Below are 17,020 nucleotides of genomic sequence, written 5' to 3' on the forward strand. Positions count from 1 at the left end.
AAACTAGCCGCGACTCTCAAGGCGGAAGATTTACTAATAAGAAATATTTTTAACCAAATTAGCTAATAATCTTACAGACCTGAGTTTAGTGACACATTTCCCCGTCACAGGCTACAACAGAGTGAATTCTGGCACACAATCGAATCTACTCCTTTGTGGAGAAATATGCAAAAATGGTACCTTTACCTCTTATAGTTGACACAATTATCTCAAATTTGCTTGAAAATACTGCTAATAGCATTAGCAGAACAATCGATGAAATCGCTACTAGTTATAGTACTTCAGCTTTCTTGGGATCTTTACTTAAGGATGACAATCGCTACATAGAAGCAATCATACAATCTCAAGTAATTAGCGACAATCACCTTAATGAGTTACCAAAACAGTTGCGTGTGGAGTGTAGTAAACAACTTCTTGAATTATTAGGTGAATGGCAAACTAATCAAGTTCAGCGTCAATTACCAGATATTCGCAACTTCTTTGAACAAAGAAATTTATCAAATATTTTTAGTCGGGAAGAAACTTACAATATTTTAAGTAATGGGCAAAAAAAACATCGGTTACTAGTATTAGTGGCACCACCACATATTAGTCCTCATTGTCCATCTTCTTTGCAACATGATTTACCAATTGAACTTCCAGAAAAATTAAAAACTTTTCTCCATAGAGATTATCCTCTCAACAGTGACCTATGCCCTGTAGAATTCTATGGCGACTATTTTATGCGTGCCATTAGTGATACAGATATCCTTCAATTACAACAAATTTTGCCGCCTATTCCTACAGTCGTAATGCACAGCAAAATTACTGATTATGAAGTTTATTTTCATGTAAATTTTTGGCATCCCAATAATAGCAAAATAATTAAAATTAATCTACCTACTTGGAACTGGGAAGAAGCCTATGAAGCTTTACAAGCAGCTGATTATAATGAGACGCGGGCTATTCGCACTATTAGGCAAATTATAGTGACGCTTCACCAACTGCTAGCAGCATTGCTCACAGATTGGTATTACTTACATCTCAATCATTTATACGAACCACAACTATTTGATTTAGAGCCAGAGTTGGCAATTGGGCAATGCTCATCAGATTTGCTCAAACCATATACTGATATCCTGCACGATTTTTATCTACAGCAAAAGCAAGCCCATCAAGAGACTTTGAACTATTTAATTCATGAAAAATCTGCAAAATTTAGTGAAATTAATATCGGAGTTGAAAAAACTATAATTAAACCAGAATATTTTAGAATTGGTCAAGACGATGTTCAAATTTTTAACAATAAATTTAGTATAGATTACTCTAATTTGCAGCTTCTTCTATCAGAAAAAAACTGGCAAGCAGCAGATATAGAAACCACAAAAATTATTTTCACTATCGCAAGTCAACAAATAAACAACTTGAATTTAGAGTTACCAATGATGAATCAGATATTGTTTTCTGACGAATCTATTGCAAATTTTCCTTGTGAAGATTTGCGGATCATTGATAAGCTCTGGTTGAATTATAGTAATTTACATTTTGGATTTAGTATTCAAACTTGTATTTGGCAAAGAGCAAGCCAAACATCTGAAGAGCTAAATTTAAAATGCAAAGATTTTACCGAGCATGTCGCTTGGATTGTAAATGGTAAGTGGCTCAAAGACGAGCAAATAAATTATAGTCTTGAGGCTCCTTTAGGGCATCTTCCCTTTGATTTCACGAACTTATTTATCAGTAAAGATTTAAAAAATCTGAATAAATGGGGTTGTTGGTATGAGTTGTACGATCGTATCCAAACTTGTGCAATATAAAATAAAGTTTAGATAATTTTGTGGTGATTTTGGGTGGAAAAATATTGCAATTTTATTTAAAGAAAACTCTAATTTATTAAGGTATAATTTCTGTCATTTGATGTATTACTGGTAAGTCAGAAAAATTATTACAAGCTAATGAGGTTTAGTTAATACCAATTTGAAAAAAGAATGCGACATACTTTAGGAGCAAGGAAATGCCTTGCTCTCTAGAATATATTGATGTGATGTGTAGCAAACATTATTTGAAGTGGTATAAGCTCATTAGCGATTGATTTATCCTTATTAAAAAAGCCAACAGAATTGGGGGATTCTCCCCCAAACCCCCGATTGGGTGACGGTTGCGTCCCCCAAACCCCCTCCAAAATTATTGCTCTGTTTTCTTTGTTGAGTAACTAGTTTTTTGGTTTTGTTAAGCCAAACCACATCTAGTTTGCATAATCTTCAATTGTATATTTATTGTGGGGTGGGGCATCTTGCCCGCCCAATATATGCAAGTTAAATATGGAACAGCTTATCGATTAATTTTTTTAGCTGAACTATTTATTATTAGCAACAATATTCAAGTAATTTAAGGGCGCAATATATACGCCCTCATACATGAGTTGCTTTATTTATGCTTGACTTTTTTGGCTCTTAGCTAAGATTCTGTAGACTCTGTTGATTTATGATTTCTGGGAATCACTAGTACTTTATCAACTCTGTTGCCATCCATATCCATGACTTCAAAACGCATCCCCTGCCATTCAAAATGATCTGCGGCGGCGGGTATTCGGCCTAGATGAGTAATCACAAAGCCACCCAAAGTTTGATAGCTACCTCGCTCATCTGGTTGCCATTCCTCCATATCAAATATTTCTAAAAATTCTTCTACAGGTAACATTCCATCTAACAGCCAGGAACCATCTTCTCTTTGTACCGCTTGGGGTTGATCCTGACTGGGATCGGCTGGCACATCACCCACAATTTCGCTCATGATGTCATTGAGGGTTACTAGTCCTTGAATTACACCATATTCATCCACGACCAGCGCCATGTGAGTCACAGTTTGTTTAAATAATTCCAAAACTCTTAAACCACGGGTACTTTCTGGCACAAATACAGGCTGTCGTAATCCCACAGTTAAATCGAGGGGTTCACCCTTAAAACTCCTAGCTAATAAGTCTGTCACCGGGATGACACCCAGGACGTTATCTAATCCTTCTTGACAAACTGGATACCGAGAATAGGCACTATCCACCATTTTCTCGCGGTTTTCTTCTGCACTGTCTTCCAAATCCAGCCAGACAATATCAGGGCGAGGAGTCATAAAAGCGCTGACAGGCCTATCGCCTAAGCGAAATACTCGCTCTACCATATCCTGTTCAGCTTCTTCAAAAGTACCAGCCTCGGTACCTTGCTCAATTAAGATTTTAATTTCTTCTTCCGTGACTTGCGGCTCAGTAGATGGTCTAATTCCTAACACTCTCAACACCATTTCCGTAGAAGCACTTAACAGGTAAACTGCTGGAGATGCGATCGCAGCTAAAGCCCGCATTGGTATGGCTACAAATGCAGCAATGGCTTCTGGATTGTTTAATGCCAAGCGCTTCGGCACTAATTCGCCCACAATCAGCGACAAATAAGTGATAATTAAAACTACTAGCCCAAATGAAACTGGCTGACTGTAAGCTGCTAAAAACGGGATTAACTTCACATAAACTGCTAATTTTTCCGCAATAGTCGCGCCACCAAACGCACCAGTCAGAATTCCAATTAGGGTAATCCCAATTTGAATGGTAGAAAAAAATTGATTGGGAGACTCAGCGAGTTTCAATGCTGCTCGTGCTTTTGCGTCTCCTTGATTAGCCAACTGCTGTAACCTTACCTTACGTGCCGAGACGATGGCCATCTCGGACATAGAAAACACCCCATTGGCAATAATTAATACCAAAATGATTAAAATTTCAAAAGTCATGGAGGACATTCTTATAATTGCCGCTATCAAGAGCGAACTTAGCTTAACTCTTAGTATCTAGTATTAAAGGTGCATCGATAAACGCTTTAATTGTACATAAAGAGAATGGGGCATGGGGCATTGGGCATGGGGTAATGGGTAATGGGTAATGAGTAATGGGTAATGGGTAATGAGTAATGGGTAATGAGTAATGAGTAATGAGTAATAGTAATTGCTCCTTGTCTCCTTGTCCCCCCTGCTCCCTCATCCCCCTCATTCCCCAATCCCCATTACCCCTTATCCCCAGAGGGGGCCCCGAGTTCCCCAATCCCCAAGTCCCCAGTCCCCATTACCCCTTATCCCCAGAGGGGGCCCCGAGTTCCCCAATCCCCAGTCCCCAGACGGCTGTTAACAGTATTTAAAATGGTTGACATAAGCTGCCACTCGACGACTCCAAATTTATAGTAAAAGTTATGGCATTTTCTTCTATTGTGCGTGCTTTAGTGCGATCGCCACTAACCACCGAGCTAGTTTCTAAACTCAATCGTCAACAGGATTTGCGGTTAAATGGTATTCCCCGCCTTCCTAAGGGTTTAGTGGCTTCAGCATTGGCGCAAAATTCTGAAAAGAATTTATTTGTGGTCTGTGCCACTTTGGAGGAAGCTGGACGCGCTTATGCACAATTAGAAGCGATGGGATGGAAAAATATCTATTTTTATCCCACCTCCGAAGCTTCACCCTATGAGCCTTTTGACCCCGAAACGGAAATGACTTGGGGACAAATGCAGGTGTTGGCTGATTTGGTCAAGAGTCAAGAAGCAGCCAAAAGTCAACAGTCAACGGTCAACAGTCAACGGTCAACAGTCAACAGTCAACAGTCAACAGTCAACGGTCAACAGTCAACAGTCAACAGTCAACAGTCAACAGTCACCAGTCAACAGTCAACAGTCACCAGTCAACGGTCAACAATCGCGATTGTGGCGACAACGGGGGCGCTACAACCTCATTTACCACCACCAGAGGCTTTTATCCCTTATTGCTTGACTTTAAAAAAGGGGATGGAATTTGGCTTAAATACCTTTAGTACCAAACTCGCTACTTTAGGTTATGAACGAGTACCCTTGGTAGAAACAGAAGGGCAATGGAGTCGGCGCGGTGATATTGTTGATATCTTTCCGGTAGCATCAGAGTTACCAGTGCGGCTGGAATGGTTCGGAGACGAAATCGAACAAATCCGGGAATTCGATCCCTCAACTCAACGATCTGCCCTTGACAAAATTGACCACATTGTTCTCACTCCTACAAGTTTTGCGCCCATTGTTACAGATGAACTAAAGAATCATGCTGATTTCGCAGCCATAACTGCTGAATTAACTTCAGACTCAGGACTCAACACTGAGGACTCAGCACTCTTAGAAGGAAGCCGTCGCTTTTTAGGGTTAGCTTTTGAGCAACCAGCATCTTTATTAGATTATTTAAGCGAAAATACCCTAGTTGCCATTGATGAGCCAGAACAATGTCATGCTCATAGCGATCGCTGGGTAGAAAATGCTGAGGAACAATGGTCGCTGGGAACTGGGGAAATTGGTCTAGGTTCTTTACAATTGCCGAAAATCCATCGGTCTTTTGATGACTGTTTAGCAACAGCAGAGAAGTTTAAACGAGTATATTTATCGGAACTGGCAGAAGAAAATACCGGAATTAATCTCGCCAGTAGACCTGTTCCCGTTACACCACATCAATTTGCTAAACTGGCTGACACATTACGCCAAGAACGCGATCGCAATTTTTCGACTTGGCTAATTTCGGCTCAACCTTCTCGTTCAGTTTCGCTGTTGCAAGAGCATGATTGTCCGGCGCAGTTTATCCCGAATCCCCGTGATTACCTCGCAATTGAGAAGCTGCAAATTAACCATATACCTGTAGCACTTAAATATTCTGGATTGGCGGAACTCGAAGGTTTTATTCTCCCAACTTTCCGCTTGGTAATAGTTACAGACAGGGAATTTTACGGACAACATTCCTTAGCTACACCTAGCTATATTCGCAAGCGCCGCCAAGCTGCATCAAAGCAAGTTGACCCCAATAAGCTACGTCAGGGAGATTATGTAGTTCACCGCAGTCACGGGATTGGTAAATTTGTCAAACTCGAAAGTCTGACAATTAACGATGAAACCCGTGATTATATTGTGGTGCAGTATGCTGACGGTTTGCTGAGAGTTGCAGCCGATCAAGTTGGTTCTTTATCGCGGTTCCGTACTACCGCCGATAAAGCACCCGAACTGCACAAAATGACGGGTAAAGCTTGGGAAAATACCAAAAATAAAGTCCGCAAAGCCATCAAGAAATTGGCAGTGGACTTGCTGAAATTATATGCAGCGCGATCGCAGCAAGAAGGCTTTAGTTACCCACAAGATATGCCTTGGCAAGAGGAAATGGAAGATTCTTTCCCCTACCAACCGACTACAGACCAGCTAAAAGCAGTACAAGATGTCAAACGCGACATGGAAAGCGATCGCCCAATGGATCGCTTGGTTTGTGGCGATGTCGGTTTCGGGAAAACGGAAGTTGCTATTCGCGCCATTTTCAAAGCTGTCACAGCTGGTAAACAGGTGGCTTTACTTGCACCAACAACCATCCTCACCCAGCAACATTACCACACCCTCAAAGAACGCTTTGCCCCTTACCCAGTGAATGTTGGCTTACTCAACCGCTTCCGGACTGCGGAAGAACGGCGAGAAATTCAAAAGCGCTTATCGACGGGGGAACTAGATGTAGTAGTGGGAACACACCAGCTTTTAGGCAAAGGTGTATCTTTCCGCGATTTAGGACTGTTGGTTGTGGATGAAGAACAACGCTTTGGCGTTAACCAAAAAGAGAAAATTAAAAGCCTGAAAACTCAGGTGGATGTGCTGACACTCTCCGCTACACCTATCCCCCGTACCTTATATATGTCTTTGTCAGGGATTCGGGAAATGAGCTTAATTACCACACCACCCCCATCCCGGCGACCAATTCAAACTCATCTTGCCCAGATGAATTATGAAACTATCCGTACAGCTATTCGTCAAGAACTAGACAGAGGCGGACAAGTATTTTACGTAGTTCCCCGGGTAGAAGGCATTGAAGAAACAACCGCAAAATTGCGCGAAATCATTCCCTCAGCTAGGTTTGCCGTAGCTCACGGTCAAATGGATGAAGGACAATTAGAATCAACAATGCTTACCTTTAACAATGGTGATGCAGAGATTTTGGTTTGTACGACAATTATTGAATCTGGTTTAGATATTCCCAGAGTCAACACCATCTTAATTGAAGATGCTCACCGCTTCGGGTTATCGCAATTGTATCAATTACGCGGTCGTGTGGGACGTGCGGGGATTCAAGCTCACGCCTGGTTATTTTACCCCCAGCAACGGACATTATCGGAAGCCGCACGCCAGAGATTACGGGCAATTCAGGAATTTACACAACTGGGTTCTGGGTATCAACTAGCAATGCGCGACATGGAAATACGTGGTGTCGGGAACTTGCTAGGTGCAGAACAATCCGGTCAAATGGATGCGATCGGCTTTGATTTGTATATGGAAATGTTGGAAGAATCGATTCGCGAAATCCGCGGTCAAGAAATACCCAAAGTTGACGATACGCAAATTGACCTCAACCTCACAGCCTTCATTCCTGCTGATTACATCCCCGACTTAGATCAAAAGATGAGTGCTTACCGTGCAGTCGCAGCAGCGAAATCTAGAGAAGAATTAAACCAGATTCAAGCCGAATGGAGCGATCGCTACGGTACAATTCCCGCGCCAGCTAGTCAGTTATTGCTAGTAATGGAACTCAAACAGCTAGCTAAGAAATTAGGATTTAGTCGCATTAAACCCGAAAACAAACAGCACATTATTTTAGAAACTCCAATGGAAGAACCAGCTTGGAACTTACTCGCTGCGAACTTACCAGACAGTTTGAAAACACGCTTTGTCTATTCTCCAGGTAAAGTAACAGTTAGGGGTTTAGCAGTTCTCAAAGCAGATAAACAATTGCAGAGTTTACTTGATGCTATGAGTAAAATGCAGGGTGCGATTCCTGAAGCGGCTGTTGTTTGATTGGTTGGAAGCATGACAATTTAGAGAAAAAAGGACAAGTGCCTGATGCTATATAAAGTTCCATTATTGCTGACACCCCAACCTGAAGGCGGATTTACCGTCACATCACCTTTGCTACCAGAATTAGTTACTGAAGGGGATACAGTTGAGGAGGCTTTAACAAATGTTAGAGATGCTTTGACTGCTGTAGTCGAGGCTTATGAGGATTTGGGACGACCTTTACCAATAAATATGCGAGTTGCTGACACCAATCATGCTCTATGGTTGGAAACTGTGGTGACAACTCCATGAAATATCGTGAGGCGGCTCGAAAATTAGAAGCACTGGGTTGTCAAGAATTACCTCGGCGAGGTGGAGGTTCTCATCGCAAGTGGTTTAATCCCGACACACAGCAAGTCACCGTATTACCAGATTGGGGAAGTCGGGATCTCAAACTCGGAACACTTCGGGCTGCAATTCGCCAGCTAGGTGTTGACTGGGAGAGTTTCAACAACACATAGATTATTCTGCTACTTAAATGAGAAAGTTAAAGCTCATTTTAAGTAAGTCAAATGCCATTTTGCTGATTAAAATCGACGTTATTTCTTTTTTTGATGAAATGATCAGTTATGGCGATCGCAGAATATGTGAAGAAGTTGCAATAGAAGCTAACAGGTTAAGCGATCGCCTTTTCTCTTAAATCAGGAGCGTTACAATTTAATCAACTCTGTCAGCTGTTGAATTTTCGCAGAGTTGATTTGTTATATCAATTAGGAATTACTTTGACAATCTTGGCAATCCTGGTTGCACACACCAAAATGGTATGCAAATATTCAGCAAGCCTAGATGAAGGAGTCAAGAATTATGACCGACGCTATTCCAGAACGCCCACGCCGTCGTCGCTCTTGGGCTGAACCATATAAAATTAAGGTGGTTGAGCCGTTAAAAATGACTACCCGTGCTGAACGCGAACAAGCGATCAAAGAGGCGGGTTACAATACTTTTTTACTGCGTTCTGAAGATGTTTATATAGATTTACTGACTGATAGCGGCACTTCTGCCATGAGCGATCGCCAATGGGCTGGCATGATGGTGGGAGATGAAGCCTATGCTGGTAGCAAAAATTTCTATAGTTTAGAAGAGGCTATCCAAAAATATTACGGCTATCGTTACATACTGCCCACCCACCAAGGACGCGGTGCGGAAAATATTCTCTCCAAAATTCTGATTAAACCCGGTGATTACATCCCCGGTAATATGTATTTCACCACCACCAGGCTACATCAAGAATTGGCTGGCGGTAATTTTGTTGATGTCATTATTGATGAAGCCCACGATCCGCGATCGCTACACCCATTTAAAGGTAATGTCGATTTACAAAAGTTAACTGACTTGATTAAACGCGTTGGTGCGGAACGCATTCCTTATATCAGCGTTGCCGGTACCGTTAATATGGCAGGTGGACAGCCAATTTCTATGGCAAATTTGCGTGCTGTCTACGAATTAGCTAAAAGTCACGATATCCGTATTATTCTTGACGCTACCCGTGCTGTAGAAAATGCTTACTTTATCCAGCAACGAGAAGCAGACTATCACCAGCAATCAATTGCCACCATCTTAAAGGAATTTTGCTCCTATACAGAGGGTTGCACTATGAGTGGTAAGAAGGATGCATTAGTAAATATTGGTGGTTGGCTAGCCTTGAACGACCCCGATATTTACGAAGAAGCACGTAACATGATTGTAATTTATGAAGGATTGCATACTTACGGTGGTATGGCTGGGCGTGACATGGAAGCTATGGCCATAGGTATTGAAGAATCAGTCCAAGACGATCATATTCGGGCAAGGATAGGGCAAGTTGAGTATTTAGGTCAAAAGCTACTAGATTGGAATATTCCTATTGTTATGCCTATTGGGGGTCATGCAATCTATTTAGATGCGAAAGCTTTCTTACCCCACATTCCCCAAGACCAATTTCCCGCACAGCTTTTGGCAGCAGAACTATATCGAGAGGCGGGTATTCGGGCTATGGAACGTGGTATTGTTTCCGCAGGACGCAATAAAGATACAGGCGACCACTATTATCCAGAGTTAGAACTAGTGCGGCTAACAATTCCCCGCCGTGTTTATACTCAAGCTCACATGGATTTAACTGCAGAAGCAGTAGACGAAGTCTATTACAATCGCCATCGTCTACGGGGATTGAAGATGGTTTATGAACCAAAATATCTTCGTTTCTTCCAAGCAAGATTTGAGCTGCTCTAAAGGTATAAATCTCGATGATCCAAAAAACTAATATAAAGAAAGTCTCAAACAGCGATCAATTTACAACTCTCCATGCAATTTTTCAAAACTTTACTACGTGTTCGTCACTACGAAATGGATGCTCTCGGACACGTTAACAATGCTGTCTACCAAAATTATCTTGAACAAGCAGCAATTGAACACTCTGAACACCTGGGTTTAAGTTTCGATGTCTACAAACAATCGGGTGGTGTATTTGTGATGCGGCGGGTAGAAATTGACTATCTCCGCCCAGCCGTTGCAGGTGATACTTTAGAAGTCACAACTTGGTTGCGGGAAATACGGGGGACTCGCTGCTTTCGACTTTATGAAATTCGTAAACAAAACCAAGATGAGTTACTAGTCACAGCCGAAGCCATGTGGGTATGGGTAGATGCTAAAACCATGCGTCCGCGACCCATTCCCACTATGATGTTAGATAAATTCTCAGCAACAATAAACTCTAGCGTCGCCACGAACTAGTGGTTATCTATGAAATCCTGATGAAAAGTTTCTAGTAATGATCACGGTTCCAGTTTCAACTCTCAATATGTAAATTTGATACAATATGACGCGATAATTCCGGAAAATCCAGACTATGATATGTAATCTCAAAAAGATACAAATTTAGTCACCGCATTCAAAATCGTGCCAATCAATTCACATTCTCAGGTCAATCTTATGGAGCAACGTCAGCAAGAAGAACGGGAAACTGCAGCCCAAGAGTTTGAAGCAGCCTTGGATGAATTGGAGACTATTTTACAAGGAAATCCAACCCCAGATCAAACTACATCAGGATTTTCTAATGGTAGTCTCAGCGATGCTCAACTCAAAGCTGAAGAAGAAGATTTAGCTTCTATTGATTTAGAAGCTTTTGAAGATGCGGTGGCTGATATTGAGAAATATCTTGCGGAACGCATCAAATAAGTAGGCTGGTGCAATTAAATATTAAGTGGCGAAGGCTGTCATTTGTCATTAGTATGGGCTTAAAGCCTATATTCACCAACTTACTTCAATCAAGTATTACTGACGATAAATCATTTGCCTCTGGGCTTCGTATAACATCAACGCAGCTGCGATCGCCACATTCAAGGATTCTACACCTGGACTGAGGGGAATTTGTACTTGCTTGTCTGCCATTGCTGCGATCTCTGGTGACAAACCAGCACCTTCATTGCCCAATAAAATTAAACTGGGTTTGCGCCAATCTACTTCCCAGTAAGTTAACGTAGCGCTGGGTAAAGTAGCGACGACTTGCATTCCCGCTTGCTGACTTTGCACAATTGTCGCTGTTAAATCTTCTGTGACTGCTGTTGCTAAACGAAACCATTGTCCAGCAGAGGCGCGTAAAACTTTCGGGTTATCTAAATCTACACTATTCCCACTCAGCCATAAACCTGATGCACCTGCGGCTGCGGCTGTACGAATAATCGTGCCTAAATTCCCAGGATCTTGCAAAGTTTCCACAGCTAGCACTATCCCAGTCTCAGGTAATTGTGTTTGGCGATCGCGCCTTTTGGCGGTGGCGACTACCCCATCTGGTTGGACTGTGGTGGCGATCGCATTTAAAACTTCTGCACTGACAATTTCAGCGCGATCGCAACTACTACAGGCTTGCTCCCAAAGTTCAGGGTGAGAAGCTTGCCATTCTGGAGTGCAACAAACTACCACTAAAGGATAATTTACCGCACAAGCCTCTTCTAACAAGTGCGTCCCTTCTAATAAAAATAATTCTTGCTTATGCCGCTCCTTCGCCGCGTGCAGTTTGCGAATTTGCTTGACTAGGGGATTTTGTAAACTGGTCAACATGACAGTAGTGAGTTAAAAGTGCTGAGTGCTGAGTCTTGTTCCTACTCAGGAATCAAAACTCAGCACTCATTACTCAAATGCGGAACCCGGGACTTGAACCCGGAAGCCTTGCGGCACTAGAACCTGAATCTAGCGCGTCTGCCAATTCCGCCAGTTCCGCTGGCATTTTTTAACATGACGATTTTTGATTATTACGCATTTATCTAAATTTGTCAAGTCCTTTGTCTGGTTTTTCAGGACTATGGGATTGTACTCAGCTAAGAATTTCTATGTTTGCTGGGTGTCAAAAATTTTAAATTCTTAGAAACTTTGCCCTTACTAGTTTTCAGCCATTATCCCCAACCCAAAACCACCATTGATTGATGCAAGAAATAGGCACAGAATGTAGACAAATCAAATCTTTACTGTAGAATCAGAACCAACTTCAAACCTTATAAAATTGACATATTTATCTTGGAGGTAGGCTTATTAATCCTTCTAGCAGCTTACCAGATGCCAAATCCACTCTGGAAGCAGACTCCTCAGTCTTGCAAATTTGGGGCGGGCATCCTTTGCGGGGTCATGTAAAAATTAGCGGGGCCAAAAATTCAGCACTGGTAATCATGGCTGGAACCTTGCTATGTTCAGGAGATTGCCGTATTCATAATGTCCCCTTATTAGCGGACGTGGAACGGATGGGTGAGGTTTTATCTGCTTTGGGCGTTCGCCTCACGCGCAACGGCGACATTTTAGATATCAATGCCAGTGAAATTACCACTTCCAAGGCTCCCTACGAATTAGTTACCCAACTGCGGGCAAGTTTCTTTGCCATTGGGCCGATTTTGGCAAGGCTGGGAGTAGCTCAGATGCCATTACCAGGAGGTTGTGCAATTGGAGCTAGACCAGTTGATTTGCATGTCCGAGGACTGCAAGCGATGGGAGCCGAAGTTCAGATTGAGCATGGCATTTGTAATGCCTATGTTCCTGGAAGCAATGGCAGATTAAAAGGAGCCAGAATTTATCTAGATACCCCCAGTGTGGGCGCAACTGAAACTTTGATGATGGCTGCTACTCTTGCAGATGGCGAAACCATCATTGAAAACGCCGCCAGGGAACCAGAAGTAGTTGATTTGGCAAACTTCTGTAACGCGATGGGAGCCAAGATTCAAGGTGCTGGTTCCAGTACAATTACCATCGTCGGCGTGTCCAAGTTGCATTCGACGGAATATACAATTATTCCCGATCGCATTGAGGCTGGAACATTTTTAGTTGCAGGGGCAATCACTCGCTCAGAACTGCTTCTCTCACGAGTCAGTCCAGAGCATTTAACCCCAGTCCTTGCTAAATTACGCGATATTGGCGTAACCATCATCGAAGAAGCGCCCGATTGCTTACGTGTTCTCCCTGCGACAACTCTCAAAGCCACCGATATAGAAACTCTACCGCATCCAGGCTTTCCCACAGATATGCAAGCGCCGTTTATGGCTTTGCTAACTTTGGCGGAAGGTGACAGCCTGATTAACGAATCTGTGTTTGAAAACCGCTTACGTCATGCTTCCGAATTAAATCGCTTGGGGGCTGATATTCGTGTCAAAGGTAACACTGCCTTCGTGAGGGGGGTACCAATGTTATCAGGCGCACCAGTATTAGGCACAGACTTGCGAGCATCAGCAGCGCTAGTCTTAGCAGGGTTGGCAGCAGAAGGCACAACTACAATTCAGGGTTTACACCACCTAGATCGTGGCTACGATCAATTCGATCTCAAGTTGCAACAGCTGGGTGCGAAAATTCTGCGTGTAGGTGAACCATCCACAGATGGTTCAGCTTCTAGCATCAGTAATTCCCCCGCCTCGATTCAGTCCTAATCAGTAGGTAGGCATTGCCCGCCCTACTAAATCGTTATACTGGGGACTAGGGGCTAGGAAAAAGCAGAGGGAGCAGAGGGAGCAGAGGAGCAGAGGGAGAAATTTTTACTCCAATGCCCCATGCCCAATGCCCAATGCCCCATGCCCCATTCCCTTTTACGCTTCTCACACCATGTCATTAAAAACACCGCTGATTGGTTTAAAAGCCGACTCTTTTCGTCATCCCTTAGACTTGGAAGCTACAAAAACTCTCAAACAGATCCCAGGTTTAGATATGATGGTGCGGAATCTGCTTGGGCCAATGGCAGAGCAGGTTTTTTATGTAGAAAATATTGCCTCTAGCGTTTTGGTAGGTGAAAAACAACTGCCAGATTTATACAAATTGCTGTTAGAAGCTTGCAAAATCTTAGATATAGAGCCTCCTCAGTTATATATCAGGCAACATCCAGCGCCTAATGCCTATACCTTTGCCATGCGAGGTCAGCAACCTTTCATTGTGGTGCATACTTCGCTCATAGATATCCTTACACCAGAAGAAATTCAAGCGGTCATTGCCCATGAGTTAGGACATCTTAAATGTGACCATAGTGTTTACCTAACTCCAGTAAATTTACTCGTCTTAGCAGCCGCAATCTTACCTAATGTCGGCTCTTTCATCGCTCAAGCCATACAAACACAATTGTTAGAATGGGTACGCTGTGCTGAGTTTACTTGCGATCGCGCTGCATTGTTAGCTACCCAAGATCCCAAAGTTGTGATGTCAGTTTTGATGAAGTTAGCTGGTGGTTCGCCAACTTTAGCACCGCAACTTAACCTTGATGCTTTTGTTGCCCAAGCTCGTGCCTACGATGATATTAGCAAGAACGAACTCGGCGAAATGGTCAAAGCCGCCCGCACAGCCCAATTAACTCATCCAGTACCAGTACTGCGAGCCAGAGAAATTGACAGATGGGCAAGTAGCAGAGAATATCAAAACTTATTGCACAACCATAAACCAACCGAACTTACACCCAAAGGTGGATGGCGAAATTGGTAAGAGTTTTCAAAAGAAGAAGCGAGCATTTTAAATCTCGTCTTCTTCTTTGCGCCCTGCATCTAGGCGTGAGATATTAAAATACCGAACGCCTAGCCAAAATCCACAATCACTTGCAACCAATCAACCTTTTTGAATACGAACAGCTAGCAAAACAGCACCTCTCGCAAATGGCGCTTGATTATTACAGTAGCGGTGCTGGAGATGAAATTACATTACGAGATAACCGTGCTGCATTCGAGCGCTTAAAGTTGCGTCCACGCATGTTAGTAGATGTGAGCGATCGCAATTTATCTACCTCTATCCTAGGGCAACCGCTTGCCCTACCTTTACTAATTGCACCAATGGCATTTCAATGTCTAGCTCATCCAGAGGGAGAAATCGCTACCGCCACAGCAGCAGCAGCAGCAGGTGTGGGTATGGTTCTCAGTACTTTAGCGACTAAAACTATTGAAGATGTTGCAGAGATACGCCAACATTTCCCTAATGCTTTGCAATGGTTCCAACTTTACATCCATAAAGATAGAAGCTTAACTCGCGCTTTAGTTGAAAGAGCCTATAACGTAGGTTACAAAGCATTATGTTTAACTGTAGATGCTCCCATGTTAGGAAGGCGCGAACGAGATCAGCGTAACGAATTTTCCTTACCACCTGGCTTACACGCCGCTAATCTTGCAACCATCTCAGGGTTAGATATACCCCATGCACAAGGTGAATCTGGGTTGTTTACTTATTTTGCTCAACAGCTAAACCCGGCATTAACTTGGGATGATTTAGCATGGTTGCAATCAATTTGCCCTCTACCCTTGGTAATAAAAGGTATATTACGAGGAGATGATGCCATACGTGCAGTCGAGTGCGGAGTCAAAGCCATAGTTGTCTCTAATCATGGTGGCAGACAATTGGATGGTGCGATCGCATCTTTAGATGCTTTAGCTGAGATTGTCACTGCTGTAGATGGTAAAGCCGAAATCTTGATGGATGGTGGTATCCGTCGTGGTACAGATATTCTTAAAGCCTTAGCATTAGGGGCAAAAGCTGTACTCATCGGACGGCCAATTTTATGGGGACTAGCAGTAGCCGGAAAAGCTGGTGCATCCCATGTAATTGCGCTGCTACAGGATGAGTTAAGTTTAGCTATGGCACTTAGTGGCTGTGCCAAACTCGAAGATATTGATCCTTCTTTAGTCAAATCCTTAGAAAAATAATTTTCTATCCTTGTTGAAAAACTCTCAGATAGTGTATATTAGTAAAGTTGCATCTAAGGGCGGGTGGCGAAACTGGTAGACGCACCACACTCAAAATGTGGCGACCTTGCGGTCATAGGAGTTCGATTCTCCTCCTGCCCACTTTGAATAATAGAGTTATCAGAATTTTTACTGAGCGGCTCTCTAGCAAGGCTCATAGAATTATCGTAATTGACTTTTTTTAGGTAAGCAAGTTACTAGTTGCTACAAGCTAGCATTACTAGTCTTTAGCTGAGTAAGCTGAAGCATATCTAGTGTATACGCCTAAAAAGTCGAAAGTATTATGAGGTAGGTATTTTGTCCACTAGAAGTATGCAATTTGAATATGGAATAGCATCTCAGCGCCAATTATTTTTTTGGACAAAGGAAACTATACAACAGTTAACTGCGTCTAGATTTTGAAATGATACTATCTGCATTCCATACATTATGGTCTTCAATATCAAACTCCGAAATCATCAACTATCAAAACCAAGACTCATCAGACTTAGCAAGAAGTAGCTAAGATTACATATTTGCTACCACTTAATACTTGCATACTATGTATAAGATTTCTTCTAATATAAGTGTTTATACTCTTATTTGGTTCATGCCTAACTAACCATGAAGATTTAATGCTAATATAGTTATGAGCTAACGATGAGATGCAATAATTCCTCCCTAATCAAAATTAATTGATTAAGTTTGTGTCTGCATTTCGTCATAGTCACCATTGTTTTTCACTTTCCAGTTACACAAAGAGTAAAAAATATGAGATTGAAAAGATGGGAATCCCCTCGCCGAGAAGGAAGGAATGACAAGGGGAAAGGTGGTTCAGCAAGACAGCGACAACTTAAAAAGCAAAGGCAAATGTTGCGACAAAGGCTAAAAGAAAATCAAAAATCGGACAATAAAAATAACAATGCCAAGGGAGAAGAAAAATTAATCTTCTCCTTTTTTATTTAGTTGCAAATGCAAAAAATATAGATTTAAAAGATAATTGTC

General features: G+C 42.4%; 15 protein-coding genes and 2 tRNA genes. 13 read left to right on the forward strand and 4 right to left on the reverse strand.

Annotated features, from left to right (window positions below; all coding sequences use genetic code 11):
• The first annotated feature begins 173 nt into the window (after positions 1 to 173).
• Positions 174 to 1,796 carry a GUN4 domain-containing protein gene (locus HG267_RS22210; protein WP_052335056.1) on the forward strand — a complete coding sequence of 541 codons (1,623 nt, stop codon included), beginning with the start codon at positions 174 to 176 and terminating at the stop codon, positions 1,794 to 1,796.
• A 640-nt stretch (positions 1,797 to 2,436) separates the two neighbouring features.
• On the opposite strand, the gene HG267_RS22215 is transcribed toward HG267_RS22210, so the two are convergent.
• Both HG267_RS22215 and HG267_RS22220 read right to left on the reverse strand, forming a co-directional pair.
• The gene (locus tag HG267_RS22215) at positions 2,437 to 3,762 is read right to left on the reverse strand and encodes a hemolysin family protein (protein ID WP_045868022.1); all 1,326 of its coding nucleotides are present in this window, start codon (positions 3,760 to 3,762) and stop codon (positions 2,437 to 2,439) included.
• A 34-nt stretch (positions 3,763 to 3,796) separates the two neighbouring features.
• Entirely contained in the window at positions 3,797 to 4,000 is a 204-nt protein-coding gene (locus HG267_RS22220) for a hypothetical protein (protein ID WP_071989338.1), read from the reverse strand.
• A gap of 205 nt (positions 4,001 to 4,205) precedes the next feature.
• On the opposite strand from HG267_RS22220, the gene mfd reads away from it, so the two are divergent.
• From mfd to HG267_RS22255, 7 genes are all read left to right on the forward strand, one after another.
• Positions 4,206 to 7,838, forward strand: coding sequence for a transcription-repair coupling factor (gene mfd, locus HG267_RS22225; protein ID WP_045868023.1), 3,633 nt, complete (start codon positions 4,206 to 4,208; stop codon positions 7,836 to 7,838).
• A gap of 45 nt (positions 7,839 to 7,883) precedes the next feature.
• Complete coding sequence (locus tag HG267_RS22230; RefSeq protein WP_045868024.1) at positions 7,884 to 8,129, forward strand: type II toxin-antitoxin system HicB family antitoxin; 246 nt, start codon at positions 7,884 to 7,886, stop codon at positions 8,127 to 8,129.
• Positions 8,126 to 8,338 (forward strand): type II toxin-antitoxin system HicA family toxin, encoded by a 213-nt coding sequence (locus HG267_RS22235; protein WP_045868025.1) that lies wholly within the window; start codon positions 8,126 to 8,128, stop codon positions 8,336 to 8,338. Before HG267_RS22230 ends, HG267_RS22235 begins: the two co-directional genes overlap by 4 nt.
• Positions 8,339 to 8,355: 17 nt before the next feature.
• Positions 8,356 to 8,517 carry a hypothetical protein gene (locus tag HG267_RS22240; RefSeq protein ID WP_155538962.1) on the forward strand — a complete coding sequence of 54 codons (162 nt, stop codon included), beginning with the start codon at positions 8,356 to 8,358 and terminating at the stop codon, positions 8,515 to 8,517.
• A 164-nt stretch (positions 8,518 to 8,681) separates the two neighbouring features.
• Entirely contained in the window at positions 8,682 to 10,085 is a 1,404-nt protein-coding gene (locus tag HG267_RS22245) for a tyrosine phenol-lyase (RefSeq protein ID WP_045868026.1), read from the forward strand.
• A gap of 72 nt (positions 10,086 to 10,157) precedes the next feature.
• Positions 10,158 to 10,586: an acyl-CoA thioesterase gene (locus tag HG267_RS22250; protein WP_045868027.1), complete on the forward strand. Its 429-nt coding sequence runs from the start codon at positions 10,158 to 10,160 to the stop codon at positions 10,584 to 10,586.
• Between the two features lie 198 nt (positions 10,587 to 10,784).
• Entirely contained in the window at positions 10,785 to 11,030 is a 246-nt protein-coding gene (locus tag HG267_RS22255) for a hypothetical protein (protein WP_045868028.1), read from the forward strand.
• A 96-nt stretch (positions 11,031 to 11,126) separates the two neighbouring features.
• Here the strand turns inward: HG267_RS22255 and HG267_RS22260 are convergent, their stop codons facing one another.
• Together HG267_RS22260 and HG267_RS22265 are read right to left on the reverse strand one after the other, a co-directional pair.
• Positions 11,127 to 11,912, reverse strand: coding sequence for a TrmH family RNA methyltransferase (locus HG267_RS22260; protein ID WP_045868029.1), 786 nt, complete (start codon positions 11,910 to 11,912; stop codon positions 11,127 to 11,129).
• A 78-nt stretch (positions 11,913 to 11,990) separates the two neighbouring features.
• Positions 11,991 to 12,072 (reverse strand) — tRNA-Leu (locus HG267_RS22265).
• 307 nt (positions 12,073 to 12,379) lie between these two features.
• On the opposite strand from HG267_RS22265, the gene murA reads away from it, so the two are divergent.
• The 5 genes from murA (at position 12,380) to HG267_RS22290 (ending at position 16,981) form a co-directional block, all read left to right on the forward strand.
• The gene (gene murA / locus HG267_RS22270) at positions 12,380 to 13,756 is read left to right on the forward strand and encodes a UDP-N-acetylglucosamine 1-carboxyvinyltransferase (RefSeq protein ID WP_071989339.1); all 1,377 of its coding nucleotides are present in this window, start codon (positions 12,380 to 12,382) and stop codon (positions 13,754 to 13,756) included.
• Between the two features lie 172 nt (positions 13,757 to 13,928).
• On the forward strand, positions 13,929 to 14,792 hold the full coding sequence (locus HG267_RS22275; RefSeq protein WP_045868863.1) for a M48 family metallopeptidase: 864 nt from the start codon (positions 13,929 to 13,931) through the stop codon (positions 14,790 to 14,792).
• Positions 14,793 to 14,890: 98 nt separating this feature from the next.
• Positions 14,891 to 15,997 carry an alpha-hydroxy acid oxidase gene (locus tag HG267_RS22280; RefSeq protein ID WP_045868031.1) on the forward strand — a complete coding sequence of 369 codons (1,107 nt, stop codon included), beginning with the start codon at positions 14,891 to 14,893 and terminating at the stop codon, positions 15,995 to 15,997.
• A 57-nt stretch (positions 15,998 to 16,054) separates the two neighbouring features.
• Positions 16,055 to 16,138 (forward strand) — tRNA-Leu (locus HG267_RS22285).
• Between the two features lie 648 nt (positions 16,139 to 16,786).
• The gene (locus tag HG267_RS22290; RefSeq protein ID WP_045868032.1) at positions 16,787 to 16,981 is read left to right on the forward strand and encodes a hypothetical protein; all 195 of its coding nucleotides are present in this window, start codon (positions 16,787 to 16,789) and stop codon (positions 16,979 to 16,981) included.
• Positions 16,982 to 17,020 lie beyond the last annotated feature (39 nt).

Source organism: Tolypothrix sp. PCC 7601 (genome assembly GCF_025677855.1).
Classification (GTDB): domain Bacteria; phylum Cyanobacteriota; class Cyanobacteriia; order Cyanobacteriales; family Nostocaceae; genus Aulosira; species Aulosira diplosiphon.